Below are 26,616 nucleotides of genomic sequence, written 5' to 3' on the forward strand. Positions count from 1 at the left end.
GAGCGAGTGATCATGCACTACAGTTCAATATTACCGGATGTCATTAAAGTGGCAGATGAAGCCAGCGAGCGGGTGCTGCACATCTACCAATCCGACTTCAAAGTGCAGTACAAAGAAGATCACTCGCCCATCACGGCGGCCGATATGGCCAGCCATGAAGTTATTGTGAAGGGGCTACGAGGCATAAGCCGGGATATCCCGATTCTCTCGGAAGAGGGCGAGCAGGTGCCCTGGGAAGAGCGCAAGCATTGGCGGCGCTTCTGGTTGATCGACCCCATCGACGGCACAAAAGACTTCACCCAGCGCACCGGCGAATTCACGGTTAACATCGCGCTGATTGAGGATGGTCAACCCATCATGGGCGTGGTCACCGCCCCGGCGTTGAAAGAAGCCTTCTGGGGTATCAAGGGCGAAGGTGCGTTCAAGCGTGATCGCAACGGCCGCACCCACCGAATCAGTGTGGCCGAGCCGAGAGAAACCAAGCGCGTGGTCGCCAGCAAAAACCACCTAAACGACGACACCCGCGCCTTCATTGAAACCCTTGGTGATCACGAAACCATCCAGGCCGGCAGTTCCCTGAAATTCTGCCGCATCGCCGAAGGCCATGCCGACGTCTACCCCCGCATGGGCTTAACCTGCGAATGGGATACCGCTGCAGCCCATGCTGTTCTGCTGGCCGCTGGCGGCAAGGTGCAAACCTTGGATAACACCCCGCTGCAATACGGCAAAGAAGATATCCTCAACCCGCACTTCATCGCGGCAGGCAACTGGTACTTTTAAAGATTGAGGTCAGACCCCCAATACATTTGGTTGAACGAAATGCATCGGGGTCAGACCCCACATTGGAATATTTATGACTTGGTACGCGCTTCAGCATAAGCCGGCACAGGGTGATCGGGCGGTTCAGCATTTGCAGAATCAGGAGATTGCCTGTTTTTGCCCGAAAATCGAGGTGGAGAAGATCAAGGCGGGTAAGCGGAGCAAGAGGCTTGAGCCGCTGTTCCCCGGGTATATTTTCGTAAAGCTGGAGCAAACCGACCCGATGTGGGCGAAACTTCGGTCCACCCGTGGTGTATTGCGCATTGTCAGCTTTGCCAATAAGCCTGCAGCCATTGCCGATGACGTAATCGAACACATCAAAGCCAGCATGGGCAAGGTGGCGGAGCAGGGCGGTATTAAAGCGGGGCAGGCAATAGAGCTAGACGAAGGCCCGTTCAAAGGCCTGGGTGCCATTTTCCAAGCATACGATGGCGAAGAGCGCGCTATTGTGCTGATCAGCTTCATGCAGAAACAGCAGCGGGTGAGTGTGCCAGTTTCAGCGATCAGGGCGTAAGCGAAACGTGGCCCGAGGTACATTTCGATCTCTCAAATGTATCTGGGGTCTGACCCCATTATTGGCCTTTTACAAAAGTTTACGTTGGTAACTTGTTGATTATTTGCATGCAAAAGTAATTGTCACTTGTTTGTCACGCAGCTTCTAGTAGAATTCCCCACCGCTTCGGAATAGTAATTTTTTCAAAAACCTGACAGGGATCACGTTAGGGCCTTCCTTTCTTGGCTTTTTTCCCTGCACTAAAAAAGTAAATCGTATGCCCTTAACGCACTGGACTCGGGTCGGTGGGGCGGTAGCGTGCCTGATCGGCCTTGTTACCACCACGGCCACCTATGCCTCACCTTGGATCGAACCCGGCGATGCTCGTGCCCGTTTTGCTCTGCAAAAGCTGGCGGACCGCGGTCATTTTGATCGAACCGTTTCTACCTGGCCGGTGATGTGGAGCAGTGTAGCGAAAGGCATCAACAGCAGTGTCACCTCCGATGCCACCGCAACAGCCGGTGCCATGGCGTATTTGAACGCCGAACAACAAGCGCAATTTTCCAGCGGTACACGCGCCGAGGTCACACTGGCGGGCAGTTCCGAGCAGCCGCTGGTACAGGGCTTTGGGGGTACCCGCCAGGAAGAAGGGCAAGCAACACTAGATCTGCAATGGCAGGGCGAATACTGGGCGCTTGGCCTATCCCCTTCGGTTGTCGCTAACCCGACAGACGATGAAGAATACCGTTACGATGGCAGCTACCTCGCTGCAACCCTTGGCAACTGGGTGTTTGGCGCGGGCGCGATCGACCGTTGGTGGGGGCCGGGTTGGCAATCTAGCTTGATTCTTTCGATCAACGCGCGGCCCATTCCGGCTGTATGGCTAAATCGAAAGCGAGACATCGCACCTGCATCCTCATGGCTGAGCTGGATTGGCCCTTGGAATGTCACCCTCTTTGCCGGTCAGTTTCAGGATGAGCGAGTGATTGACGATCCAAAGCTCATCGGCATGCGCGTTACATTCCGCCCCATACAAGGCCTTGATGTCGGCCTCTCGCGGGCCATTATGTTCGGTGGCGAAGGTCGGCCTGAGAACGGCTCCGCTTTGTGGAATGCCCTAACGGGGCGAGACAACAGCCAAGACGGTGGCGAAAACGACCCGGGCAACCAGCTTGCCAGTATCGACATACGCTACGGTTTTTCCGTGGGCAACCAGAGTATGGGGCTGTACACCCAAATGATGGGTGAAGACGAAGCAGGGGCTTTCCCCGCACGGAAGTCTTGGTTGTTGGGGTTGGATTGGACGACGGGTTTCCTCAACACAGACCAGCAATGGTTCTTGGAATATGCCAACACCACGGCGGACGACCTCTTTGGCGACGCCATGCCCAATGTTACGTACAACCACTTTAACTACAATACCGGCTACCGATACCACGGCCGAAACTTTGCTAGCACTTTCGAAGGCGACGCCGAAGCTATCTCCCTTGGCGCGTTCCAGTTTTTCGATAACGGCGACAACCTCTCTGCGACAATCAGCTACGCAGAGCTGAACGGCGACGGCGTTGTACGCACTGTGACGCCAGACCCCAACGTGCAGTACTTTATTCCCGCAAACAACCAGAAAGTCGGCATTCTCAATCTTGGTTATAGCACCGATTTCCTCAGGGGCCGGCTGGAACTCAACCTGCGTGGCACCGATAAGAAAATCGAGTTGGCTTCGGGCGAACTTGATCAGTGGTCTGCCGGCGCGAGTTGGCGTTATCGCTTCTAGGGTTTGCTTTCTAGCACCCTAGGCATGCAACAAAGTAAAGTTCCGGTTATTATCGGCTCCCAAACAATCAAAATTGCCCCGGCACCACGACTATGTTTTTAAGGATTTTGCTCCCTTTCGCTTTATTGGCTTTGCAAGGCTGTGCCTTCGCGCCTGGCTCACACATAAATACCGGTGGCTGGAATGCCGATTACGAAAGCCCGCCCGAAGAAGACTTTACGAGCTTGGTGAACGTCAGCCGTATTGGCCCCGATACCCTGCGCCACGCCATCGTGGCTGAAGTGCCCGCACCTCGCGCCGAACTTATCCGCGAAGACAGCGACTACGAATACCGCATCGGCATTGGAGACGTTCTGCAGGTAACGGTATGGGACCATCCGGAACTCACCATACCCGCCGGCTCCAACCGTAGCTCACAAGAATCGGGCAACGTGGTGAATGAGAACGGCACTATCTACTACCCGTACATTGGCTATGTGGATGTGGCAGGGCTCACGACGCTGGAGATCCGTGAAGAAATCGCCAATCGCCTATCCACCTACATTGAATCGCCCCAGGTAGATGTGTCGGTGGCCGGTTTTCGCAGCCAGCGGGTTTATGTTAGTGGAGCGGTTGAGAAACCGGGGGTTTACCCTCTCACTAATGTACCTACGCGCATCGTCGATGCTATCAGCCAGGCGGGCGGGTTGGATATGTCAGAAGGTGCAGACTGGCGCAACGTAACCCTTACCCGTGATGGCATGGATTATCGCCTCTCTTTGAAAGCCGTGTACGAGCAGGGTAATAAGCTGCATAACGTGTTGCTACAAAGTGGCGACGTGATCAACGTTCCACTGGGTGACGATCAGAAAGTGTTTGTGTTGGGCGAAGTGGGCACCACGAAAACCCTGCCGATGGGGCGAAATGGCCTAACCCTGGCCGAAGCGATTTCGAATGTGGGTGGCCTGGATCAGCGCCAGTCGGATGCAACGGGAGTGTTCGTAGTAAGACGTTCAGCAAACGCCTCACCAGAGAGCGAATACTTGATCGACATGTATCAGTTGAACTTGAAAGACGCGACAGCCTTGGTGTTGGCCGATAGTTTTAATCTGCAAAATCGCGACATGGTCTATGTTACTGCCGCCCCCCTGGCGCGCTGGAACCGTGTAGTATCGTTGTTGGTGCCATCGTTCTCGGCCCTGTTTCTGGGTGACCGAGCCCTTAATCTCGGTAACTGAGCCTACGCGTCATGTTTAATCATATATTGGTACTTTGCGTGGGCAACATTTGCCGTAGCCCGGTTGCAGAGGCATTGTTAAAAAAGAACCTGCCAGAAAAAACCGTTGAATCTGCAGGATTGGGTGCGCTCGTTGATCATGGCGCAGACGCAACGGCGGCTGGCCTGGCAGAACAGGCAGGCCTGGATGTCAGCCAGCACCGTGCAAGGCAAGTGACGACTGATCACCTGCGGCGGGCCGATCTTATTTTGGTTATGAGTGAAGGGCAGCGGGCCCAGGTTCGCACGCTGGACCCAACGGCCGCTGGTAAAACCATGCTGCTTAGCCACTGGCTGCCTGGAAAGCCGGACGTTCCTGACCCCTATAAAAAAAGCCGCGAAGCTTTCGTGCACGTACATCAACTACTCGAAGAAGCCGTACACGCCTGGCTTCCCCGATTGAAATAACAGCAAGAGTGACGAATGACTCAAGCAAATAATGCTTCAGCGCGTACCCGCGAAACCGCACAAGATAACGATGAAATTGATATTGGTTTTCTACTGGGCAGCCTGTGGGATCATAAAATATTCATCGTCATTCTGACGGTTGTTCTCGCACTGGCCGGTTTTGTCTACGCCACTTTGGCAACGCCTGAATACAAAGCGGATGCGCTGGTGCAGATTGAAAAAAAATCAGGCACCATTGGCGGAGCGGATGTTGGTAGCTTGCTTGGAGAACAGGGATCCAGCACCAGTACAGAGGTGGAAATCCTTCGTTCCCGGTTGATTCTTGGCCAGGTGGTCGATCAAACCGACCTGGATGTCGCTATTATTCCCAACACCTGGCCGGTCATCGGTGATTGGCTATTACGTAAGGGGGTCAGACGGCCCGATTTTTCTGAGGGCAGTGCAGATGTATGGGCAGGTGATACGCTACGCATAGGTGAATGGGTTACAAGCCACAATAGCCAAACTTTGCAATTTACCCTGCGGTCGGAAGGAAATGGCCGCTATACCTTGTTAACCAACGAGGGGGATGCCTTGGGGCAGGGCATAGTGGGCCAGAAGCTGACCGTAGATCAGCCCTGGATTGAACTCACTGTCAGTGAGTTAAGCGCCCCTTCCGGCGCAACCTTTACCGTTGTGAAGAAAAGTCGGCTTGCGGCTATTCGAGGTTTGTTGAATCGTTTGGAAACGCTCACCTTGGGTAAAGACACCGGCATGCTTCGATTGGAATTGACTGGCCCTGACCAGCGTGAACTGGTGACCAGCCTCAACGCCACCACCGAAGTGTTCTTGACTCAAAACATCGCCCGTCAAGCTGCCGAGGCTGATAAAAGTCTGGAATTCCTTGAAGAGCAGGCCCCTAAGGTTCGAGAGCAACTAAACGAAGCGGAAAACCGCTTAAACGAATACCGACTGCAAAGCGACAGCATAGACCTAAGTTTTGAAACCCAGAATGCCTTGAATAGCTTGGTTGCTATAGAAGCTAGCCTGAACGAACTCCAGTTACAGGAATCTGAACTGGCTCGCCGTTTTACGCCAAATCATCCTGTTTACCGTTCACTACTTGAAAAGAAAGAACAGCTGATGCGGGAAAAAGAGCGCCTGGAAGAGCGCACGGGTAACCTGCCAGAAACCCAGCAGCAAATCCTGCGCCTGAGCCGCGATGTGAAAGTCACTCAAGAAATCTACGTGCAACTGCTCAACCGTATGCAAGAGTTGAGACTGGCCCGTGCCGGTACCGTGGGTAATGTACGCATACTGGACGACGCCGTAGTACAAGGCCAGGTAGCCCCCAAACGCAACTTGATTGTCGCCGTGGCAGGCATGAGTGGGCTGCTGCTGGCTATGATCATCGTGTTGCTCCGCGCCGCCTTTAACCGTGGACTCGTCTCCCCCGAACAATTGGAGGAGCTGGATCTCCCGGTCTACGCAACCGTGCCGCTTTCTGAAGAAGAAAAACGCCGCAACGAGAAAGCGAAGAATTCCCGAGGTAAGCGGACAAACCGAGGGTTGTTAGCGGTGCGCAACCCCGCGGATCTTTCCATTGAAGCCATTCGAAGCCTGCGTACCTCCTTGCACTTCGCCATGATGGAGAGTTCAGACAACCGCTTGATGATTACGGGCCCGAGCCCGAGTATCGGTAAAAGTTTCACGTCCACCAACCTCGCCGCGATCTGCGCGCAAGCCGGCCAGAGAGTGGTAGTGGTAGACGGCGATATGCGCAAAGGCCATGTACATCAAGAACTAGGCCAAGATTCAAAAGATGGCTTATCAGATGTGCTCTCTGGGAAGTTGGAATTCGATCAAGCCGTGCGAGCCTCAGAATTGGACGGCCTCAGTTGGGTAAGCCGGGGCAGCGCTCCTCCCAATCCGTCAGAGCTACTGATGCAGGCACGTTTTACTGAGTTTATGGATTATCTGAGTAGCGAATTTGATTTGGTGATCATAGACACGCCACCGATTCTTGCCGTAACAGATGCCGCCATCATCGGCAAACAGTGCGGCACCACACTGATGGTCGTCCGTTTTGGGGTAACCACGCCCAAAGAAGTCCAAATAGCCGATACCCGCTTAGCGAACGGTGGTGTGCCTATCAAAGGCGTGATTCTAAACGCCATGGAAAAGAAAGCAGCCACCAGTTACGGCTATTACGGCTACTACAACTACGCCTACAAATCCGAGTAAAGCCAGCACCACCAACCCGGCAATCTACAAAGAGGTCTGACCCCACGAGGCCAGATCCCACCACGCGTCTACGACAATCTCCAAACACCGAGCTAGCAATCTACAAAGGGGTCTGACCCTACGAGGTCAGACCCCACCAAAGCCAGCGACAAACTCAAAACCTGAGCAAAGCACCAAAATGAAACTCTTAGTAACCGGCGGCGCCGGCTTCATTGGCTCCGCCGTGATCCGCCACATCATCAAAAACACCAACGATGAAGTGGTCAACCTCGATAAACTTACCTACGCCGGCAACCTTGAAAGCCTGGCGGAAGTCAGCGATAACGAGCGCTACACCTTCGAACAAGTAGACATTTGCAACCGCGCCGAGCTAGACCGCGTACTAGCCCAACACCAACCAGACGCCATTATGCACCTGGCTGCAGAAAGTCACGTAGACCGCTCCATAGACGGCCCGGCCGAGTTCATCGAAACCAACATCGTAGGCACCTACACCCTGCTGGAAGCCACCCGCCATTACTGGCAGGCTCTGGAGCCCAATAGAAAAGCCAACTTTCGCTTCCACCACATCAGCACAGACGAAGTCTACGGCGACCTGCCGCATCCAAGCGAAGTGGCCGATGCGGAAGAGCATATGTTTACCGAGCAAACTGCGTACGCCCCAAGCAGCCCCTACAGCGCCAGCAAAGCCAGCTCAGACCACTTAGTGCGAGCCTGGTTGCGAACCTACGGCCTGCCAACGCTAATCACCAACTGCAGCAACAACTACGGCCCCTACCACTTCCCGGAAAAGCTCATCCCGCTGATGATCCTGAACGCCCTGGAAAGCAAGCCCCTCCCGGTATACGGCAAAGGCGACCAAATCCGTGACTGGCTCTACGTAGAAGACCACGCCCGCGCACTCTATAAAGTGGTTAAAGAAGGCAAAGTAGGCGAAACCTACAACATCGGCGGCCACAACGAAAAGCAGAACATCGAAGTGGTTCATACCCTGTGCGACATCCTCCAGAAGCTTCGTCCACAGGAAACCAACTACCGCGACCTGATCACCACCGTAAAAGACCGCCCCGGCCACGACATGCGCTACGCCATAGACGCGAGCAAAATCGAGACAGAGCTGGGCTGGGTGCCAGAAGAAACTTTCGAAACCGGCATCCGAAAAACCGTCCAGTGGTACCTAGATAACCAAGAGTGGTGCCAACGAGTCCAAGACGGCAGCTACCAGCGCGAACGACTCGGCATAGACAAGCGATAATTGGGGTCTGTCCCTACGAGGATAGCCCCCCTGCAGCAAACTTAAAGGATATAAATTGAAAGGAATAATCCTAGCAGGCGGCTCCGGCACCCGCCTTTACCCCATAACACTCGGCACCTCCAAACAACTCCTGCCGGTGTACGACAAACCCATGATCTACTACCCACTCTCAGTACTCATGCTGGCGGGTATCCGGGACATCCTTATCATCACCACCCCGGAGGATCAGGCCGGTTTCAAACGTGCCTTGGGCACCGGCGAACAGTTTGGGGTTAATCTGAGTTATGAAATCCAGCCCAGCCCGGACGGCCTGGCGCAAGCCTTTATCATCGGTGAGGAATTTATCGGCAACGACAGCGTGTGCCTGGTACTGGGTGACAATATTTTTTACGGGCAGGGGTTCACCCCCAAACTGAAACAAGCAGCCCAACGCACCGAAGGCGCCACGGTATTCGGCTATCAGGTAAAAGACCCGGAACGCTTCGGTGTAGTGGAATTCGACGAGAACAAATGCGCCATCTCCATCGAAGAAAAGCCCGAACACCCAAAATCGCATTATGCAGTAACCGGTCTCTACTTCTACGACAACAGCGTGGTAGAGATCGCCAAACAGGTAGAACCTAGCCACCGGGGCGAACTGGAAATCACCTGCGTAAACCGCGCCTATCTGGAGCAAGGCAACCTGAACGTAGAACTTCTGGGCCGTGGCTTTGCCTGGCTTGACACCGGCACCCACGAAAGCCTGCTGGAAGCAGCGCAGTTTGTAGAAACCATCGAAAAACGCCAGGGTTACAAAATCGCCTGTCTGGAAGAAATTGCATTTAACCAGCACTGGCTCAGCAAAGAGCAACTACTGGCCCAGGCCGAACAGCTCAAAAAGAACGGCTACGGCGAATACCTGATGGACATCGCGAGAGACGCTTAATGATACCGGTAACCAAGCCCTATCTCCCCAATCGGGACAAGCTTAAAGCCTATATAGACGGCATCTACGACCGCCAATGGCTAACCAACAACGGCCAACTGGTGCAAGAGCTCACCCAACGGCTGGAAGCCTACCTGGGCGTTGAAAACCTGCTGCTGGTATCCAACGGCACCCTGGCCCTGCAAATTGCCTACCGCACATTGGGCGTGAGCGATGCAGACCGTAACCAGAAACCTGAAGCGATCACCACGCCGTTTAGCTTCGTGGCCACCGCCAGTTCCCTGAAATGGGAAGGCGTGCAACCGGTATTTGCAGACATAGACCCAACCACCTGGTGCCTGGCCCCGGAAAATATTGAAGCTGTCATCACCCCTAACAGCCGTGCCATCGTCCCCGTGCACGTATTCGGCAACGCTTGCAACGTAGAAGCCATTGGCGAAATTGCCCAGAAGCACAACCTGAAAGTCATCTACGATGCCGCCCACGCCTTTGGCGTAACCTACAAAGGCGAAAGCCTGCTTAAACACGGCGACGCAGCCACCCTGAGCTTCCACGCCACCAAACTGTTCCACACCGGCGAGGGCGGGGCGATTATCTTCAAACGCAAGGAAGACCTAGAGCGGGCAAAGAAAATGATCAACTTCGGCATCACCGGGCCGGATAGCATTGAAGAGCTGGGCATCAACGCCAAGATGAACGAAATCCAGGCTGCCATGGGCCTGTGCGTGCTGGACGAAATGCAAGAAAACCTGCAAGCCCGCGAACAAGTTTGGCTGCGCTACCAGAAAGCACTGCCGGCAAACCTGCAACTGCAGGCCCGACACGAAGCCCTCGGTTACAACTACGCCTACTTCCCCGTAGTGTTTGAAAGCGAAGAACAGACAGTGCGTGTGGCCGCCACACTCAAGGAAAACGGTGTGCTGGCAAGACGGTATTTTTATCCATCGCTGGAATCGGTGGAGTGCCTGGATGCGCAGGTGCCGCAGCGGGTGTCTCAGGACATAGCCAGCAGGATACTTTGCCTGCCGCTCTACGCGGAGCTCGCACCTGAAGCCCAGAATCACGTAATCCATCTGATTGAGGCGGAGTTAAAGGTATGAAGCTGGCGGTAATGCAGCCTTATCTGTTTCCGTATATTGGCTATTTTCAGCTGATTTATGCTTCAGATTTGTTCCTGCTCTATGATGATGTCGCCTATATCAAACAGGGTTACATCAACCGAAACACGATATCGTCGCCAAATGGTGTAGCGCGTTTTACTATTCCAGTGCCGGGCGCCTCTTCGAACAAGTTGATAAAAGAGCTATCTTTTTCGAATGATGTGACCAAGGTGTTAAGGACGATTGAGCAAAGCTACTCCAAAGCGTCGAATTTTGCAGACGTTTTTCCTCTGGTTGAAAGGATTCTTCAGCACGAAGACCGATCCATTGCCTCGGTATGCATGAAAAGTTACCAAGAGATTTTTACGTATCTTGGTATTCAGAAGCGGTTCAGAAAAACAAGCGAGCTTGATTATGACCGAACAGCATCCGCTAAAGACCGACTGATTGCATTGAGTCATAAGTTTGAAGCCGATTGCTACATTAATGCACCTGGTGGACGCTCTCTTTATATTAAGGATGATTTCGAGAAGAGTGGTGTCAGCCTTAAATTTATTGATACCTTGCCACTCCATTACCAGCAGGGAACAGGAGAGTATGTTCCGCACCTCTCGATTATTGATGTGCTGATGCATTGTTCTCCCAAAGAGGTTCGGGGTTTGCTGGCCCGCTATGAATTGTCGAAGTAACTACTGCTCATAATTCGGTTTAACGCTAAAGAGTAATTTATGGCAGAACATGAACTGAGAACTGAAAAATTTTCACGGGTATCGAATTTAGAGACCCTGCTGGGGGAGCTGAATGCTAATCTCGCTGGCGCCAATGAAAAGTATCTTCATGATGCATCGGAGCGACACTCGAAAATCTTTGTGATGGGTCCGCTTCGTTCTGGCACCACCCTGTTCACGCAATGGCTAGCCAACACCGGCCTAGCCGCCTACCCAACCAACATGCTCTCCCGCTTTTTCGGAGCGCCGTTGGTAGGGGCAAAAATTCAACAACTGTTGACGGACCCGCGTTACAACTTCCGTAACGAAATTCTGGATTTCAATTCCGATGTCAATTTCAGTTCCGACAACGGCAAAACCAAGGGCGCGCTTGCCCCGAACGAGTTCTGGTATTTCTGGCGCCGTTTCTTGCCCTTCGATGAACTTGACTACCTGCCCGGCGAGGAAATACGCGAGAAAGGTAACCTGGCAGGGTTCCGTGATGAGCTAAACGCGCTGGCGAATATCTTTGAAAAACCATTCGCCATGAAAGCCATGATCATGAACCAGAACATTCCTGAACTGGCCGAACAATTCGACAAAGCCCTTTTCATCTGGATTCGCCGCGACCCAATCTTCAACATTCAGTCAGCACTGGAAGCCCGCAAGCGCCAGTATGGTGACATCAATACCTGGTACTCCTTCAAAATCAAGGAATACCCCGAATTGAAGAATCTGGACCCTTTGGAATCCGTAGCCGGGCAGATTGCTGCGATTAACCGTTCGGTTGAGCAGGGTATTGCTGAACTGCCAGACAGCCAAAAGCTGGTGGTGCAGTACGAAGACTTCTGCCAGCGCCCCGAACACTACTACAACGAGATTACCCGACGCCTCGTCGAGCAGGGCGGCGTTGATGCTGTGCCTGACTATTCAGGAGAAGCTGCGTTCTCAAATACTAACCGTTGGCGGTTGGAGGAGTATTCGCAGGGGGATGCGGAGCGGGTTTATCAAAAAATCGTGGACCAAAATCAATGACAGCAGCTGTAATGAGCAAGGTAAAGCGGAAAGCAAAGCAGGCCGCATCTGACCTTAACAAACGAATTAAAGCGGCCGGAAAAGAGAAATACTTTTGCATCGGCAGAAACAAAACAGGCACCACCTCACTGAAAGCCGCTTTCGAGGCCCTCGGTTACCCCGTTGGTAACCAGCGCAAAGCCGAAGTACTCACCGGTAGCCATTACTTCGAAGGCAACTTCCAGCCCATCATGGATTACTGCAAGTCTGCCCAGGTGTTCCAGGATGTGCCCTTCAGCTATCCGGAAACCTATAAGCATCTGGACAAAGTCTATCCGGGAAGCAAGTTTATCCTGACGGTGAGAGACGACGCGGATCAATGGTATCGCTCAATCACTCGCTTCCACGCTAAGAATTTTGGCAAGGATGGCAGGATTCCTACTGTGGCGGACCTTAAAGCTGCTCAGTACGTATGGCCCGGTTTTATGTACAACGTTGTGCGTGTGCATGGCACGACTGACGACGATCCTTACAACAAAGAAATAATGATTGCTCACTACGAGCGATACAATCGGGAAGTGATCGAATACTTCAAGGATCGGCCGAACGACCTCTTAGTGATCAACGTGGCGGAAAAGGGCGCTTACCGGAAGTTTGTGGAGTTTCTGGGTGTAGAATCGCCCCACGCTGACTTCCCTTGGGAAAACAAAACCTGATGCCGGGCTGCGTTGAATGAAGGCCATGAACCGAAAAATCGGTGCCGGCGTGTTGTGGAACCTGGCAAGCTTGTTCCTTACCCGCGGTGCCAGCACCATTTTTATGCTGTTTCTGGCCCGCATGCTGGCACCGGAAGCCTTCGGTTTGGTGGCCATGGCAGCCGTGGTGTTCGAACTGGCCAATGCGTTCATTAACTCGGGCCTGGGCGCGGCATTGATCCGCAGTAAAGAAGTATCTGATGCCGACCTGAACACTGTGTTTTACACCAACCTCGGACTAAGCTTCGCTGCGTATGCCGCCATTTTCGCTGGGGCGCCTTACATCGCAGCCTTTTATAGTCAGCCGGAGCTGACGGCACTGGTGCAGGTGATGGGCCTTGTGGTGTTCATCAATGCCGCAAAAATTGTTCAGTCAGCGGTGCTAAGTCGCAAGATGGACTTCAAAACCCAAATGAAGGCCAACACCATGGCCACCGTGGTGTCTGGCATTCTGGCCGTGACAGCGGCTTACCAGGGGTGGGGCGTGTGGAGCCTGGTGGTGCAAATGCTCAGCCAGGCTTTAGTTTCTGCATTGATGCTCTGGATGACCAGCAACTGGCGGCCGACCTGGCAGTTTTCTACTGAATCGTTCAAAAGACTGTTCGCGTTTGGGCGAAACCTGCTGGCGGAAGGGCTGCTTTCCGTGGCGTACCAGAACTCCTATATACTGGTAATAGGCAGGTTTTTCAGTGCAGAACTCACCGGCCTTTACTTTTTCGCAAAAAAAATCAGCAACCTGATTTCGCAGCAGCTAACCGGTGCGATTCAGCAGGCAACGTTTCCCGCGTTGTCCACCTTGCAAGACGACAACGAAACCCTGAAGTACAAATATCGCCAGATCATGCAGTTGATGATGTTTCTGATTGCGCCCATCATGATGCTGCTGGCGGCGTTAGCGCCCCTGCTAGTTAGCCTGGCATTTGACGAAAAGTGGCAAGGCGCAGTGCCATACCTGCAACTGCTGTGCGTGGTAGGGATGATTTACCCTCTCCACGCCCTGAACATGAACCTGCTCAACGTAAAAGGGCGCTCCGATCTGGTTTTCAAGGTCGGCCTGCTTAAAAAAGGCGTCAACCTCACCATGCTGTTCCTGGCTATACCCTACGGCATATTGGGAATTGTTGTGTCTCAGGTTATTGCCACTTTCCTAGCGCTCATACCAAACACATATTTCTCCGCCACGCTGGTTGGCTACTCCACCGTTGAGCAAGTGAAAGACGTATTCAAACCCATTAGTGCCGCGATTTTGGCCGGAGCAGGTGCATGGTGGACTGCACATGCGATACCAGCTCAACCGATGATTGTGTTGATGCTCTCCGGGCTTGTAGGGGCGGGAATATACATACTCGCCAGCTTTATCATTCGCGCCGAAGGGGCCTTGATGCTGTGGGGCAAAGTGTCTGGCAGGCTTCAGCGTGCATAAGTATTTGAAAAAAGTGGAATTTTATGTCGATTGAGCATTTGAAAACGGGTGATTTGGCACCTAAGCCGTCGGAGCCGAGGTCGGAAGCGGAGATTATGGCGGGGTGGAAGGGGGATTGGGATAAACCTGTTGTTAGTATTTGTTGTATCGCCTTTAATCACGAGAAATATATCGAAGATGCCCTGAACGGCTTTCTAAATCAAAAGACTAATTTTCCTTTTGAGATTTTAATTCACGACGACGCATCGAATGATTTAACTCCCCGTATAATTCGAGACTATGAACGTAGATATCCAAATATTGTTAAGGCAATATATCAAGTTGAAAATCAGTTTTCTAAGGGAAAAAGGCCCAATCCAGAGTTTAATTTCCCAAGGGCTGCGGGCGATTTTGTGGCGTTGTGCGAGGGGGACGATTTTTGGATTGACACAAATAAGTTGAACAAGCAGGTTCGGAATATTGCCTCGTTTCCCGAGTGTGACATGTGTTTTCACGAGACATTGAGCGTCGATTCGAAAGATAGAAAAGTGATTCGCAGAATGGTGGGTGACCTTGGTGCTGGCAAGTCGATTTTTCAGGCGGAAGATGTACTCCAGAAAGGGATTTCGTTTATCTCGACAAGCTCTTTGCTAGTTAGAACTGAATTTTTAATGCGTGAGGAGATAATCGGATTTTTAAGAGATTATGGTTCTGCATTTTTTATTAAATTCTTGTCTTCAACGAGCGGAGGGGCTGTTTATGTTTCGGATATGCCTATGTCTGTTTATAGAGTTCTTTCAGATGCTTCATATACGTTAAAGGCTAGGTCAGATTCTGAGTATGCATTATGTTCGATTTTAGATATAAATAATAACTTTGATAAAGCGAATCAGTTGACTGATTACAAGTACAGCTCGCTTTTTAAGAAGTTAAAGAACAAAGGGGTTTCAAATCTTATCCTCTCTGGTCGACTAAGTTCCCGTCAAAATGATAGGTTGTTTGAGGGTTCCATTGTCTATTTAAATTTTTTTAATCGAACTCTATTTAATTTGAGATGTTTTGTTCGGTTTTTTCCGAGTAAGTTACGTCGTGCACTTTTTGTTTTAATGTATCGGTAGAAAAGCTGGGAGCTCATTGGGTTTCTAATAGTGATCTCTGTGAATAATCCATTGTCAAGATCGATCAATTTTCAATGTCGGAAGTGGCGCTATATGAAAAAAGTCGCAATTCTGAATTTTCAGTATACAACGAAAAATTACGGCGCAGTTCTGCAGGCCGCTGCACTGGAGCATACTTGTCGAAAACTGGGACACGAAGCATGGCATCTGGACTATATTGGAAAACCGAGATTCTCACTAAAGAGTGAGGTAGGCCAGCTACTTCGTAAGTTGGGGCTGAGAAGGACACCTAAAGCCCAGCGAGTGGCCAACAAAAAAACCTTTGAGCGCTTCAGAAATGGCTTTATAAAAAGAACCCAGCGCATCCAATCGCCGAGGGAATTCTCAGCCATAGCGAGCGAATTTGATGCGGCAATTGTTGGTAGCGATCAAGTGTGGAGACCAGCATTCGCTATCGACGCCCTTGCTTTTTTCCTTGGGTACGTTCCTCAAGGCATAGATCGCATAGCTTATGCAGCTAGTTTTGGTACAGCGTCTTGGGAGCAGATAGAAAATACTGTTTTAACAGAGGCGGTGCGGAGAGAGCTGAAGCTGTTCAAAGCAATCTCTTGTCGCGAAGATTCCGGAGTGGAGATATGCAAGGATGTATTCGGCGTTGAGGCTGCGCATGTTCTCGACCCATTGCTTCTGGTTGATGGCCAGTTTTTTCATAATATTCTTGGAAAGTCCTCAAGAAAGTCCAGCGCCAACCTCATATACTACAAATTGGATAGCTCACCCGAATTTGTTCAAGACTTGGAAGTGATTAGCTCCGATTTTGGAAGTGATGCTGTTAATATTTATTTTAAGAATTCGAATGTTCTAGCATTCAATGAAGTACCAGATTGGTTAACGATGATTCTTGACGCCGAAGTCGTGATCACTGATTCATTCCATTGCATCTGTCTTGCCTTGCGGTTCGGGAAGGAAGTGATTTTCTGCCCTAATGAGAAACGAGGGCGAACGCGGCTGGATAGCCTGTTTAGGATGTTTGACATTGAGCTCGAGCAACTTGCTATCGATCTTAAAACTCCGATGTTCAAGTTGGTTGGGCATGGTGACATTAATGCTATCTTGGAAAAGCAGCGTTTGAAATCTATTGAATTTCTTAGCGAAGCATTAAATGGTTGATTTTTTATAAAAAACTTCTGGTTGCTAAAGTTTTGATGCTGACTAGAGTAAGTTGAGGTGTTTTTGGAACATAGAGTTAGCTGTATTATCACAACTTTCAATGAGCCGTATGAAGTGCTTGCAAGGTCTGTCCGATCTGCATTAGATTGTTCATCAATATTGAGCGAGATTCTAATCGTCGATGATGGCTCAGAAACTGACGTATCTGATCGCGTTGCTTTGTCCTTAGAGTCGTCTACACGTATACCTCTTAAGCTGCTTAAGAAAAAAAACGGTGGCCCGTCTTCCGCAAGAAACTTTGGAATAGAGAACGCTGTAGGGGACTGGATAATATTCCTGGATGCTGATGATATTTTGCTTCGTGAGGGGTTGGAAGCTAAGGTTAACAAAGTCTCAGCTTTAGACTCATCTTTGCTTGGTGGGATTTACGGAGGTTTTGTCTGGTCCCATACGCGCGAAGTTCAGAGCTTTGTGGTCTCAAGTAAGCCTGCGAATACCGATTCTGTTGGAGTCATTGGGTTGGTTCCCGGTGGGGTGCCATCCTATATTTTAAGGAAAAGTGCCTTAGTTGAAGTGGGATGTTTCGACAAGGCTTTAGATTTTAATGAAGATATTGATCTTCTTCTAAGAATGATTGATGCCGGATGGAAATTTTATGGCGTTAGTCAGCCAGGGTTTATTCGTACTACTAGCCCTAGTTCGCACACTAGAGCAAATAAAAGAAAAGCACTGTCTGGTAGTAGAAGTTTCCTTCGGAAAGCGTGGAATAAAGAACTGTTGAGTAAAAGAGAAGTTGTAAGACGTTATTTTGTTAATCTCTTATCTACGTTGAAAGCTTTGGTTTTGGATTTGAGCCGCTAGTTTTATTTGATGAGACCTTTTATGTCAATTCGTGTTCTGAAAGAAAGAATAAATATCTATCGACGTTATCCCCATTGGTCAAAACTAAAGTGCATTTTTGTGCATGTTCCTAAAGCTGCAGGCACGAGTGTGAACAAGGCGCTCTATGGTCGAACATTGGGCCATTACAGTGCGGCGGAGATCCAGAGCAAGTTCCCGGAGCTTTACGAAAGAGCCTATACGTTTTCACTGGTCAGAAACCCATGGGACAGAGTTCTTTCTGCATACCGGTTTGCCTGCGTTGGCAGAACGGATTCGATGGGCGTTCGTAATCCTGGTCAATACAAGATTCCGGAGTTCGAGTCTTTTGAGCGCTTCGTTTGTGAATGGTTGCCCCAGCAGAAAGCTGAGGAACTGGATTATATTTTTCGCCCTCAGTGGATGTTCGTTTGTGATGACCAGGGTGAGGTCATGGTTGAGCACCTCGGTCGCGTAGAGGCAATGGATAGAACCGCCAAATTGCTACAACAGAAAATCGGACGTGAAGTCCTTATTCGAAACGAAAATGCTACCAACGGGCTAAAGGCAGACTTCCGAAGTGAGTTTGTTAAGCCCTCTATGGTCGATATCGTTGAGACGATCTATTCTAAAGATATTGAGCTATTTGGATATGGCTTCGAGTAAGATAGATTTTAAAAGCGCAGAAAATTTTTCAATCTGGTGAATTCATTGAATATTATTTTGGTTGTTAAAGGTCTTGGTCTTGGAGGCGCTGAAAAGCACGTAGTCGATCTTGCTATCGCTTTAAAAAAACGAGGGTGTGATGTATCGGTTTTATATTTTATTAGAAGCCAGAGCGAGTTGGTTGGTGATTTGACGAAGCATGATGTTGAATGTCTGTGTCTCGATGGTGGTGTTTGGTGGCTTTCTGTAATTCCAAATGCGATAAAATTTTTAATTAACAAAAAACCAACAGTTGTTCATGCTCACCTTCCTGTTCCTGCGGTGATTTTCAGGCTTCTTAAGTTAGTCTTTAGATACCGCTTGATCTATACAGAACATAATGTCATCGATCGTCTTCATCCCATCACTAAGGCTGCTCATAAGGCTAGTCGTTTTCTTGACGATAGTGCGGTAAGTTGTTCTAAAGCGGTAGCAGATTCTCTGCCATGGAATAGTGTGGTGGTTGATAATGGAATTAGTGTTCCAGAAAGTTTAGAAAAAAAACCTATTACCAATCTTCTGAGGAGTCGATTAAGTATCGAAAAAGACTCTGTATTATTTGTCTGTATAGCTAATCTCTGGCCTAAGAAAAATCACAAGCTTTTGATAGGCGCGTTCGATAATGCGTTTAGAAATTTGGAAAATGCTAACGTCGATTTGGTTTTGGTTGGTCAAGATGGAACTGAAAGGGAGTCTCTAGAGCAATTCGCAAAAACATTGGATATGAGTAGTAGAGTTCACTTCATGGGCCCCTATCCAAATGCGAGCGAGTTACTTCCGGATGCGGACGTATTCTGTTTGTCGTCGTTCTATGAAGGGTTGCCGATTGCGCTGCTTGAAAGTATGGCGGTAGGTCTTCCTGCTATTGTTACCGATGTTGGCGGAATGGGTTCTGCAGTTGTTGATGGAGAGTCTGGGTTTGTTGTTTCATCAGCAGATTCATCTGGTTATGAAAAGGCTCTTCAAAAACTGTTCCTTGATCCGGCGCTAAGGGCGTCGATGGGCGCGAAGGCTCATAGCCTAGCGGTTGCGAAGTATTCCCAAAATCGAATGGTTGAGTCGTTGATTGGTGAATACCTTCCGGCTGAAGGGTAGCGATGGACCTTTTTATAGCTTTTTTTCTTGTTCTTTTTGCATTTTTTGCAGTTTCTCCGGTTTTGTTGGGAAGTCGTTGGGCCGTGCTACCGATTGCGTTCGCTTTTGGGGCGAGAATTTCCGCTGCTATCTTTCATCGGTATGTTCAGCCGTTACCAGAGGGTAGTTCCGACGCGCTGGTTTTTGACAGAGTGGCAGTTGCTTGGGCGACGGAATATGGGTGCTCTGGCTTCTTTGACCATTTCAATCCATCTGCTTCTTATGTTTATAGTTCCTTAATGGCAGTTGCTTATAGTTGCATTGATTATGTTCCTTTTTCTGTTCAGGTGCTGAATGTGTTGGTAGGTGTTTTCGGTGTCATCTTTTTGATGTCGGCTACAAAAACTGTCTGGGGAATTAAGTATGCTAAGAGAGTTGGATATGTTTTGGCTTTCTTTCCGTTTTTGGTTATGCTCTCGGCCGTAGGTCTACGGGAGTCTTTTATCTTCTCGTTATTTTCTCTGGGCATTTTCTCATTTGTAAAGTATAGCTATGGAAAGGGAAATTCCTGGTTAATTCTTTGCCTTGTCTCCTTCGGTCTTTCGTCGCTTTTCCATGGCGCAATGGCGTTGGCTATAGGCGGTGTTTTTATGGGTATAATGCTCAAACCAATGCTTGCGCCAATTCAGACAAAACAACAGTTTGGTTTTAATATCGTTCTCTTTTTGGTCATGCTAGCGATTTTTTGTTTAGGCATGGTATATGTCTATAGTCAAGTTTCGTTGCATAAGCTGGGTAGCTTGGATGAATTAGATGTTGATCAAATTTCAGCCGTTGTCTCAAGTCGAACAAAAGGGAATGCTGCCTATTTGACAGGGTTAGAGATGAATGGATTGTTCGATTTTCTCTGGCAAATTCCGATTAGAATGTTTTACTTTCTTTTTTCACCTTTCCCATGGAATATTTCGAGCCCTGCTCATGTGTTGGGTATGCTAGATGGTGTTTTTTATATAGTTATTAGTGCTATGTGTTTTAAGTATCGGAAGGAGATATTTAATAATCCAGTTTTGCTTCAAGTTTTATTGATTCTCCTCTTGATGTCTTTGGCATTTTCATTTGGAACGTCTAATTTTGGTACGGCGATACGCCATCGAGCCAAATTCTATCTTTGCATGCTCATTATAGTTGCTCCTTGTTTTTTTGGAGGTTGGCGACGATCTAATCGTTAGATGGTGTCGTCTCTCTATTTTTCGCTCATATGGCCGGTTCTGGTTTTTCTTGTTGTTTCTGTTTAGGAAGTTATGGACTTGCAGTGCCGCTGTTAGCTAGTCAGCAAGAGGCGGCAGCGGAGATGGTAATGCGATTGGGGGCGGGAATATTTCTTCGCGTGTTGCTTGGGAAAGAGTTATAGGAGTACGTTTGAAACCGGTCGTTTTTCTTACATCTAATACCTCTTGGTATCTATATAATTTTCGTCGCACTACTATTCAAGCGCTACGCGAGAGAGGGTGTCTAGTCATATGCCTGTCACCACTGGATGGCTTTAGTCGGCGGTTGACAGATGAGTTAAGCGCTGAGCATATCGCCTTGCCATTGGATGGTAAGGGTACCGGTGCGGTTCAGGAGCTTCGTAGCCTGCGATATATCTGGAAGGTGATGCGAAAGAATAAACCGGATTTTGTGTTCAACTTCACCGTGAAGATGAACATCTATTGCGGCTTGGTATGTGCACTTCAGAAAATCCCGTTTGCCAACAATATCTCGGGCTTGGGCACTGCATTCATTCACGATTCTTGGCTATTCCGGCGTGTCCGACAAATTTATGGTCTGGTGAATCAGCGGGCGCGGCACCTGTTTTTTCAAAATGACGAAGACCTTTCTGTTTTCCGGGGGAAAGGGATGCTAGGGACAACGCCTTTTACATTGCTGCCTGGATCCGGCGTCAATTTACAACGTTTTCAGCCCTTCCCTTTACCGCCATCTGACCCGATTAAGTTCATTCTGATTGCCCGGTTGCTGGGGGACAAAGGTGTTCGAGAATATGCAAAGGCCTGCGGGCAATTGAAGGCACAAGGCTTGAACGTGCGCTGTATGCTAGTCGGGCCGTTGGGGGTTAGTAACCGTACTGCCATCACCCAGGAAGAAGTGATGCATTGGGCGGCTCTTGGCTGGCTTGAGTATTTGGGTGAAACCGATGATGTGCGGCCGTTGATTAAAAAAGCTCATGTGCTGGTGCTGCCTTCCTATCGTGAGGGCATGCCTCGCACCGTGCTGGAGGCGGCTGCTATGGGGCGGCCCGCAATTGTCACGGATGTTCCAGGCTGCCGGCATGCAATAGAGCCTGATGTGACAGGGTGGTTATGCGAGGTGCGCAGCCCGGAGTCGTTAGCCCAGCAAATGAAGCGGGTTTATGAATTAAAACCATTCGAGCGGCAGCAAGCAGGTGATGCAGCGCGTCGGCGGATGGAAGAACATTTTAGTGAAGATCGCGTTGTTCAGTCTTATCTGAATTGTCTCCCCTATTGAGGATTTTATGTCGGCCTACCAAGAATTAAAAAGTTCTCTTACGGGTACCCCGAAAATCTGGCTAATCACTGGTGTCGCCGGCTTCATTGGCTCCAATCTGCTCGAGCATTTGCTGAAGCTGGATCAAACCGTCGTCGGCCTGGATAACTTCGCTACTGGTCATCAGCACAATTTGGACGAGGTTCAGTCTTTGGTTACTGCGGAACAGTGGTCACGATTCCGCTTTATGGAAGGGGATATTGCAAATCTTACTGATTGCCAGAGTGCCTGTGCTGGTGTGGATTATGTATTGCACCAAGCCGCGTTGGGTTCGGTGCCGCGTTCTATTAATGACCCGATTGCTAGTAATGCGGCCAACGTATCTGGTTTTCTGAATATGCTGGTGGCGGCGCGGGATGCTAAGGTTCAGAGCTTTACCTATGCGGCATCCAGTTCTACCTATGGCGATCATCCGGCTTTGCCCAAGGTAGAGGGCGTGATCGGTAACCCACTATCGCCTTACGCGGTCACCAAGTATGTGAATGAGTTGTACGCAGATGTGTTTGCACGTACCTACGGTTTCAAGGCCACGGGGCTGCGCTATTTCAATGTGTTTGGCCAGCGCCAGGACCCGAACGGAGCCTATGCGGCGGTGATTCCAAAGTGGGCTGCTGCGATGATCGCGGGGGAGTCGGTTTACATTAATGGTGATGGCGAAACCAGTCGGGATTTCTGTTTTATCGAGAATGCGGTTCAAGCAAACCTGCTGGCGGCTACCGCACCCGAGTCGGAAAGAGGTGAGGTTTATAATGTTGCCGTTGGCGACCGAACCTCTCTGAATATTCTGTTTGATTCCCTGAGAGATTCGCTGGCGGGCATTGGTTGTCCTTATGACGAGGAGCCGGTGCACAGGGAGTTCCGGGATGGCGATGTGCGGCACTCACAAGCCAGTATTGAGAAGGCCCAAGATCAGCTGGGTTATGAGCCTGAGTACCGGATTCAGGAAGGAATTGCGAAAGCCATGCCTTGGTATCGGGCCAACATCAAATAAAGTAGGTTTTATGAACGTTTTTGACGTATTCAACGGCGACGCCGATGGTATTTGTGCGCTGATTCAACTTCGCCTAGCGGAGCCCTGCGAATCCACACTCATTACCGGTGTAAAGCGCGACATCGCATTGGCTAAGCAGGTACCACTCGATTCTCCCGCCAAAGTGAATATTCTCGATATCAGCCTGGATAAGAATCGCGCTGCGGTCGATAGCCTCTTGGCAGCTGGCAGCTCCGTGTTTTATGTGGACCACCACTTCCCCGGTGAGACCTTGCCGGATGCACCGGGTTTTACGGCTCTCATTGATACACAGCCTACTACGTGTACCAGCTTGTTGGTGGACCAGCATTTATGCGGCCGTTTTCATAACTGGGCGATTGCTGCTGCATTCGGAGACAACCTGAATACGGTGGCTAAGGAGTTGGCCCAGAAGGCTGGCTTGACGTCTGAGCAGGCAGGTCTGCTGAAAACCCTTGGCGTGTGTATTAACTACAACGGTTACGGTTCTACGGTTGAGGATTTGCACTTCCACCCCGCCGATTTGTTGCGGGAGTTTGTGAAGTTTGCGGACCCGCTGGATTTGATTGCCTCTGAACCTGCTGCCTGGCAACAGTTGCGAGATGGTTATGACGCCGATATGGCAAAAGGCCTTGCTGCGCAGGTTCTGTCAGAAACCGACACGTCGTTGGTGGTGAAGTTGTCGAATGCAGCTTGGGCGCGGCGAGTTAGTGGAGTGTTGGGCAATGAGCTGGCCAACCGCAACCCGGATAAGGCTTGTGCGATCGTTACGGAGACAGAAAGCGATCATTATTTGGTGAGCATTCGGGCGCCTTTGAATAATCGTACTGGCGCAGACGAAGTTGCAAGACAGTTTCCTACCGGTGGTGGGCGTAAGGCGGCAGCCGGGATTAATGAGTTGCCCGCTGGTCAGTTGGACGAGTTTGTTGGCGTGATGGCTGGGTTTTGGAGGTAGGTTCAGGACTTGGGTGGGGTCAGACCCGTAGGGTCTGACCCCTATAAGCTGGAATACAATCTGGATTTAAGAAATGACATTAACCCCCCCTAAGAAAACTCACCTCAAGCAGCTTGAGGCGGAGTCGATTCATATTATTCGCGAAGTGGCGGCCGAGTTTGATAACCCGGTGATGCTGTATTCCATCGGTAAGGATTCTGCGGTCATGCTGCACCTCGCCATGAAGGCGTTTGCACCCGGTAAGCCGCCGTTCCCGTTGATGCACGTAGACACTACCTGGAAGTTCAAGGAGATGATTACCTTCCGGGATAAGATGGCCGAAAAACTGGGTATGAAGCTGATCGTGCATACGAATCAGGAAGGTGTGGAGCAAGGCATTGGGCCGTTCACCCACGGCAGTGCGACCCACACGGACGTGATGAAAACCCAGGCACTGAAGCAGGCGTTGGACAAGTATGGTTTCGATGCTGCGTTTGGTGGTGCCCGCCGGGACGAAGAGAAATCCCGCGCCAAAGAGCGTGTGTATTCCTTCCGCGACAAATTCCACCGCTGGGACCCAAAGAGCCAGCGCCCCGAATTGTGGAATTTGTACAACGGTAAGGTAAGTAAAGGCGAGAGTATTCGCGTGTTCCCGTTGTCGAACTGGACTGAGCTCGATATCTGGCAGTACATCTATTTGGAAAACATCGACATTGTGCCTTTGTACCTGGCCGCTGTGCGCCCGGTGGTGAAGCGTGACGGCACCTTGATTATGGTGGATGACGACCGAATGCCATTGGAGCCGGGTGAGAAGCCGATGATGAAGAAGGTGCGTTTCCGTACCTTGGGCTGTTACCCGCTCACCGGAGCGGTGGAGTCTGAAGCGGCCACGTTGCCGGAGATTATCCAGGAAATGCTGCTGACCACCACATCGGAGCGCCAGGGCCGGGTGATTGACCACGACGCGGCTGCATCGATGGAACAGAAAAAACGCGAAGGGTACTTTTAAGGAACTGTTATGTCTCATGCATCGGCTTTAATTGAAGAAGATATCCTCGCTTACCTGGATCAGCACGAAAACAAAGACTTGTTGCGGTTTTTGACCTGCGGCAGTGTAGATGACGGTAAATCCACCCTGATCGGTCGATTGTTGTTTGATTCCAAGCTTATATTTGAAGACCATTTGGCAGCACTGCACAAAGACAATGAGCGCCAGGGTAACGCGGGCGAGGCGCTGGATTTGGCGTTGTTGGTAGATGGCTTGGCGTCCGAGCGGGAGCAGGGCATTACCATTGATGTGGCCTACCGGTATTTTTCTACCGACAAGCGCAAGTTTATTATTGCGGACTGCCCGGGCCACGAGCAGTACACCCGTAACATGGCCACAGGTGCCTCCACCTGTGATCTCGCCATCGTGATGGTTGATGCCCGTAAAGGCGTGCTGACACAGTCTCGCCGCCACAGCTTTATTGTTTCTCTGTTAGGCCTGAAGCACGTGGTCGTCGCCATCAACAAGATGGACTTGGTGGAGTTCAGCGAAGAACGCTTCAACGACATTCGAGCAGAATACGAGAAGCTGGCTCGGCAGCTTGGCCTTGAAAACGTGTACTACGTGCCGATCTCGGCACTGAATGGCGACAACGTGGTGAACCGCAGCGAGAACACGCCTTGGTATCACGGCGAAACCTTGATGAATATTCTGGAGCAGGTTGAGCTGCGCACAGACCAGAACGTTACGGATTTTCGTTTCCCCGTGCAGTTTGTGAACCGCCCAAACCTGGATTTCCGTGGATACTGCGGCACGGTGGCTAGCGGTGTCGTTCACAAGGGCGATGAGCTGGCGGTGTTGCCTTCTGGTATGACCTCTCGTGTGAAAGGCATCCATACCTATGACGGTGAGCTTGAGCGGGCGTGGCCGGGCGACGCGGTGACCATCACGTTGGAAGATGAGGTCGACATTTCACGGGGTGATTTATTGGTTCACGCCAATCAGCAGCCAGAGATGGGCCAGCGCTTTGCCGCCAACGTGGTGTGGATGAGTGAGAAGGCTTTAGTTCCGGGGCGTGAGTACGGTATTAAAATCGGCACCAAGGTGACCGGTTGTTTCGTTAACAAGGTTTTAGAAGAGATTGACGTAAACAGCCTGGAGCGGAGTGCCCAAACAGCCAGTGGTCTTGAGCTGAATGGCATTGGTGTGTGTGACATTGAACTGGCTGAGCCGGTTGTCGTGGAAGGCTATCAGGATCACCCGGGGACGGGCGCCTTCATCTTGATTGATCGTTTAACCAACGTGACCGTTGCGGCCGGCATGGTAGAGCGTGCGCTGGATAGTGCAGGCGAGTTGCCCAAGCGTGAGTACACCGAAGCGGAGCGGAATTTGAACCGATACGTTCGTGAGAATTTCCCGGAGTGGGGGTGTAAAGAAGTATGAGCAACATCGTATGGCACGATCATAAAATAACACGCGCAGAGCGCTCGTCAAACAAAAACCAGAAGCCTTGTTTGCTTTGGTTTACGGGGCTGAGCGGTTCCGGTAAATCCACCATTGCCAATGCCTTGGATGTTGCCCTGCACGAGCGGGGTTACCATACATTCCTATTGGATGGCGACAACGTGCGCCACGGCTTGTGCAACGATTTGGGCTTTTCCGACGATGATCGTGAGGAAAACATCCGCCGGGTAGGTGAAGTGTGCAAATTGTTCGCCGATGCCGGGCTGATTGTCATGAGCGCGTTTATCTCGCCCTTCACCAGCGACCGCCGCATGGTACGCAAACTGTTCCCGGCCGGTGAATTTATCGAGGTTTTCATGGATGCCCCGCTGGAAACCTGCGAATCCCGCGATCCCAAAGGGCTCTATAAAAAAGCTCGCTCCGGTGAGATCAAGCATTTCACCGGGATCGATTCACCCTACGAGGTGCCGTCCCACCCCGAGCTTCGCCTGGACACCTCTCAGAACACGGTGGAGGAGTGCGTGGATTCGCTAATCGCGTACTTGCTGGACCGTGGAATGATCGCCCCAAAATAGTAACGCTATGGGGTCAGACCCCCGAA

25 protein-coding genes are annotated in these 26,616 nt (G+C 50.6%); all 25 read left to right on the plus strand.

Translation table 11 applies throughout. From position 1 onward, the window contains the following. The first annotated feature begins 12 nt into the window (after positions 1 to 12). The 25 genes from cysQ to cysC all read left to right on the plus strand — a co-directional run bounded on the left by cysQ (position 13) and on the right by cysC (position 26,590). Complete coding sequence (cysQ, locus tag ACNQ6O_RS04820; RefSeq protein WP_418052097.1) at positions 13 to 780, plus strand: 3'(2'),5'-bisphosphate nucleotidase CysQ; 768 nt, start codon at positions 13 to 15, stop codon at positions 778 to 780. Positions 781 to 853: 73 nt separating this feature from the next. Further along, complete coding sequence (gene rfaH / locus ACNQ6O_RS04825) at positions 854 to 1,333, plus strand: transcription/translation regulatory transformer protein RfaH (RefSeq protein WP_418052098.1); 480 nt, start codon at positions 854 to 856, stop codon at positions 1,331 to 1,333. 256 nt (positions 1,334 to 1,589) lie between these two features. Beyond that, complete coding sequence (locus ACNQ6O_RS04830; RefSeq protein WP_418052099.1) at positions 1,590 to 3,086, plus strand: capsule assembly Wzi family protein; 1,497 nt, start codon at positions 1,590 to 1,592, stop codon at positions 3,084 to 3,086. 92 nt (positions 3,087 to 3,178) lie between these two features. Further along, a complete protein-coding gene (locus tag ACNQ6O_RS04835; protein WP_418052100.1) occupies positions 3,179 to 4,303 on the plus strand; it encodes a polysaccharide export protein in 1,125 nt (374 codons plus the stop codon). Positions 4,304 to 4,314: 11 nt separating this feature from the next. Next, positions 4,315 to 4,749, plus strand: a complete 435-nt coding sequence (locus ACNQ6O_RS04840; RefSeq protein ID WP_418052101.1) for a low molecular weight protein-tyrosine-phosphatase — start codon at positions 4,315 to 4,317, stop codon at positions 4,747 to 4,749. Positions 4,750 to 4,764: 15 nt separating this feature from the next. Continuing rightward, a complete protein-coding gene (locus ACNQ6O_RS04845; RefSeq protein ID WP_418052102.1) occupies positions 4,765 to 6,972 on the plus strand; it encodes a polysaccharide biosynthesis tyrosine autokinase in 2,208 nt (735 codons plus the stop codon). A 178-nt stretch (positions 6,973 to 7,150) separates the two neighbouring features. After that, entirely contained in the window at positions 7,151 to 8,227 is a 1,077-nt protein-coding gene (gene rfbB, locus ACNQ6O_RS04850; protein ID WP_418052103.1) for a dTDP-glucose 4,6-dehydratase, read from the plus strand. Between the two features lie 55 nt (positions 8,228 to 8,282). Continuing rightward, positions 8,283 to 9,152 (plus strand): glucose-1-phosphate thymidylyltransferase RfbA, encoded by an 870-nt coding sequence (gene rfbA, locus ACNQ6O_RS04855; protein WP_418052104.1) that lies wholly within the window; start codon positions 8,283 to 8,285, stop codon positions 9,150 to 9,152. Continuing rightward, positions 9,152 to 10,252: a DegT/DnrJ/EryC1/StrS family aminotransferase gene (locus ACNQ6O_RS04860; protein ID WP_418052105.1), complete on the plus strand. Its 1,101-nt coding sequence runs from the start codon at positions 9,152 to 9,154 to the stop codon at positions 10,250 to 10,252. The genes rfbA and ACNQ6O_RS04860 overlap by 1 nt, the downstream gene beginning before the upstream one ends. After that, positions 10,249 to 10,941 carry a WbqC family protein gene (locus ACNQ6O_RS04865; protein WP_418052106.1) on the plus strand — a complete coding sequence of 231 codons (693 nt, stop codon included), beginning with the start codon at positions 10,249 to 10,251 and terminating at the stop codon, positions 10,939 to 10,941. The genes ACNQ6O_RS04860 and ACNQ6O_RS04865 overlap by 4 nt, the downstream gene beginning before the upstream one ends. 39 nt (positions 10,942 to 10,980) lie before the next feature. Next, the gene (locus tag ACNQ6O_RS04870; protein ID WP_418052107.1) at positions 10,981 to 11,994 is read left to right on the plus strand and encodes a sulfotransferase; all 1,014 of its coding nucleotides are present in this window, start codon (positions 10,981 to 10,983) and stop codon (positions 11,992 to 11,994) included. An 11-nt stretch (positions 11,995 to 12,005) separates the two neighbouring features. After that, a complete protein-coding gene (locus ACNQ6O_RS04875; RefSeq protein ID WP_418052108.1) occupies positions 12,006 to 12,689 on the plus strand; it encodes a sulfotransferase in 684 nt (227 codons plus the stop codon). 16 nt (positions 12,690 to 12,705) lie between these two features. Then, positions 12,706 to 14,151, plus strand: coding sequence for a lipopolysaccharide biosynthesis protein (locus ACNQ6O_RS04880; protein WP_418052109.1), 1,446 nt, complete (start codon positions 12,706 to 12,708; stop codon positions 14,149 to 14,151). Positions 14,152 to 14,174: 23 nt separating this feature from the next. After that, entirely contained in the window at positions 14,175 to 15,248 is a 1,074-nt protein-coding gene (locus tag ACNQ6O_RS04885) for a glycosyltransferase family 2 protein (protein WP_418052110.1), read from the plus strand. A 93-nt stretch (positions 15,249 to 15,341) separates the two neighbouring features. Then, the gene (locus ACNQ6O_RS04890) at positions 15,342 to 16,418 is read left to right on the plus strand and encodes a polysaccharide pyruvyl transferase family protein (protein WP_418052111.1); all 1,077 of its coding nucleotides are present in this window, start codon (positions 15,342 to 15,344) and stop codon (positions 16,416 to 16,418) included. A 57-nt stretch (positions 16,419 to 16,475) separates the two neighbouring features. After that, complete coding sequence (locus ACNQ6O_RS04895; RefSeq protein WP_418052112.1) at positions 16,476 to 17,279, plus strand: glycosyltransferase family 2 protein; 804 nt, start codon at positions 16,476 to 16,478, stop codon at positions 17,277 to 17,279. Positions 17,280 to 17,300: 21 nt separating this feature from the next. Then, entirely contained in the window at positions 17,301 to 17,942 is a 642-nt protein-coding gene (locus ACNQ6O_RS04900) for a sulfotransferase family 2 domain-containing protein (protein ID WP_418052113.1), read from the plus strand. Between the two features lie 45 nt (positions 17,943 to 17,987). Then, a complete protein-coding gene (locus tag ACNQ6O_RS04905) occupies positions 17,988 to 19,076 on the plus strand; it encodes a glycosyltransferase family 4 protein (protein ID WP_418052114.1) in 1,089 nt (362 codons plus the stop codon). 2 nt (positions 19,077 to 19,078) lie between these two features. Continuing rightward, positions 19,079 to 20,284, plus strand: coding sequence for a hypothetical protein (locus ACNQ6O_RS04910; protein WP_418052115.1), 1,206 nt, complete (start codon positions 19,079 to 19,081; stop codon positions 20,282 to 20,284). 190 nt (positions 20,285 to 20,474) lie between these two features. Next, positions 20,475 to 21,581 (plus strand): glycosyltransferase family 4 protein, encoded by a 1,107-nt coding sequence (locus ACNQ6O_RS04915; protein ID WP_418052116.1) that lies wholly within the window; start codon positions 20,475 to 20,477, stop codon positions 21,579 to 21,581. A 7-nt stretch (positions 21,582 to 21,588) separates the two neighbouring features. Next, the gene (locus ACNQ6O_RS04920) at positions 21,589 to 22,611 is read left to right on the plus strand and encodes an NAD-dependent epimerase/dehydratase family protein (protein ID WP_418052117.1); all 1,023 of its coding nucleotides are present in this window, start codon (positions 21,589 to 21,591) and stop codon (positions 22,609 to 22,611) included. Between the two features lie 10 nt (positions 22,612 to 22,621). Beyond that, on the plus strand, positions 22,622 to 23,584 hold the full coding sequence (locus ACNQ6O_RS04925; RefSeq protein ID WP_418052118.1) for a DHH family phosphoesterase: 963 nt from the start codon (positions 22,622 to 22,624) through the stop codon (positions 23,582 to 23,584). A 73-nt stretch (positions 23,585 to 23,657) separates the two neighbouring features. Further along, positions 23,658 to 24,572: a sulfate adenylyltransferase subunit CysD gene (gene cysD, locus ACNQ6O_RS04930; protein ID WP_418052119.1), complete on the plus strand. Its 915-nt coding sequence runs from the start codon at positions 23,658 to 23,660 to the stop codon at positions 24,570 to 24,572. A 9-nt stretch (positions 24,573 to 24,581) separates the two neighbouring features. Then, positions 24,582 to 25,994, plus strand: a complete 1,413-nt coding sequence (cysN, locus tag ACNQ6O_RS04935) for a sulfate adenylyltransferase subunit CysN (protein WP_418052120.1) — start codon at positions 24,582 to 24,584, stop codon at positions 25,992 to 25,994. Then, positions 25,991 to 26,590 (plus strand): adenylyl-sulfate kinase, encoded by a 600-nt coding sequence (cysC, locus tag ACNQ6O_RS04940; protein WP_418052121.1) that lies wholly within the window; start codon positions 25,991 to 25,993, stop codon positions 26,588 to 26,590. Before cysN ends, cysC begins: the two co-directional genes overlap by 4 nt. Positions 26,591 to 26,616 lie beyond the last annotated feature (26 nt).

Source organism: Marinobacter sp. SBS5, assembly GCF_048285575.1.
Taxonomy (GTDB): Bacteria; Pseudomonadota; Gammaproteobacteria; order Pseudomonadales; family Oleiphilaceae; genus Marinobacter.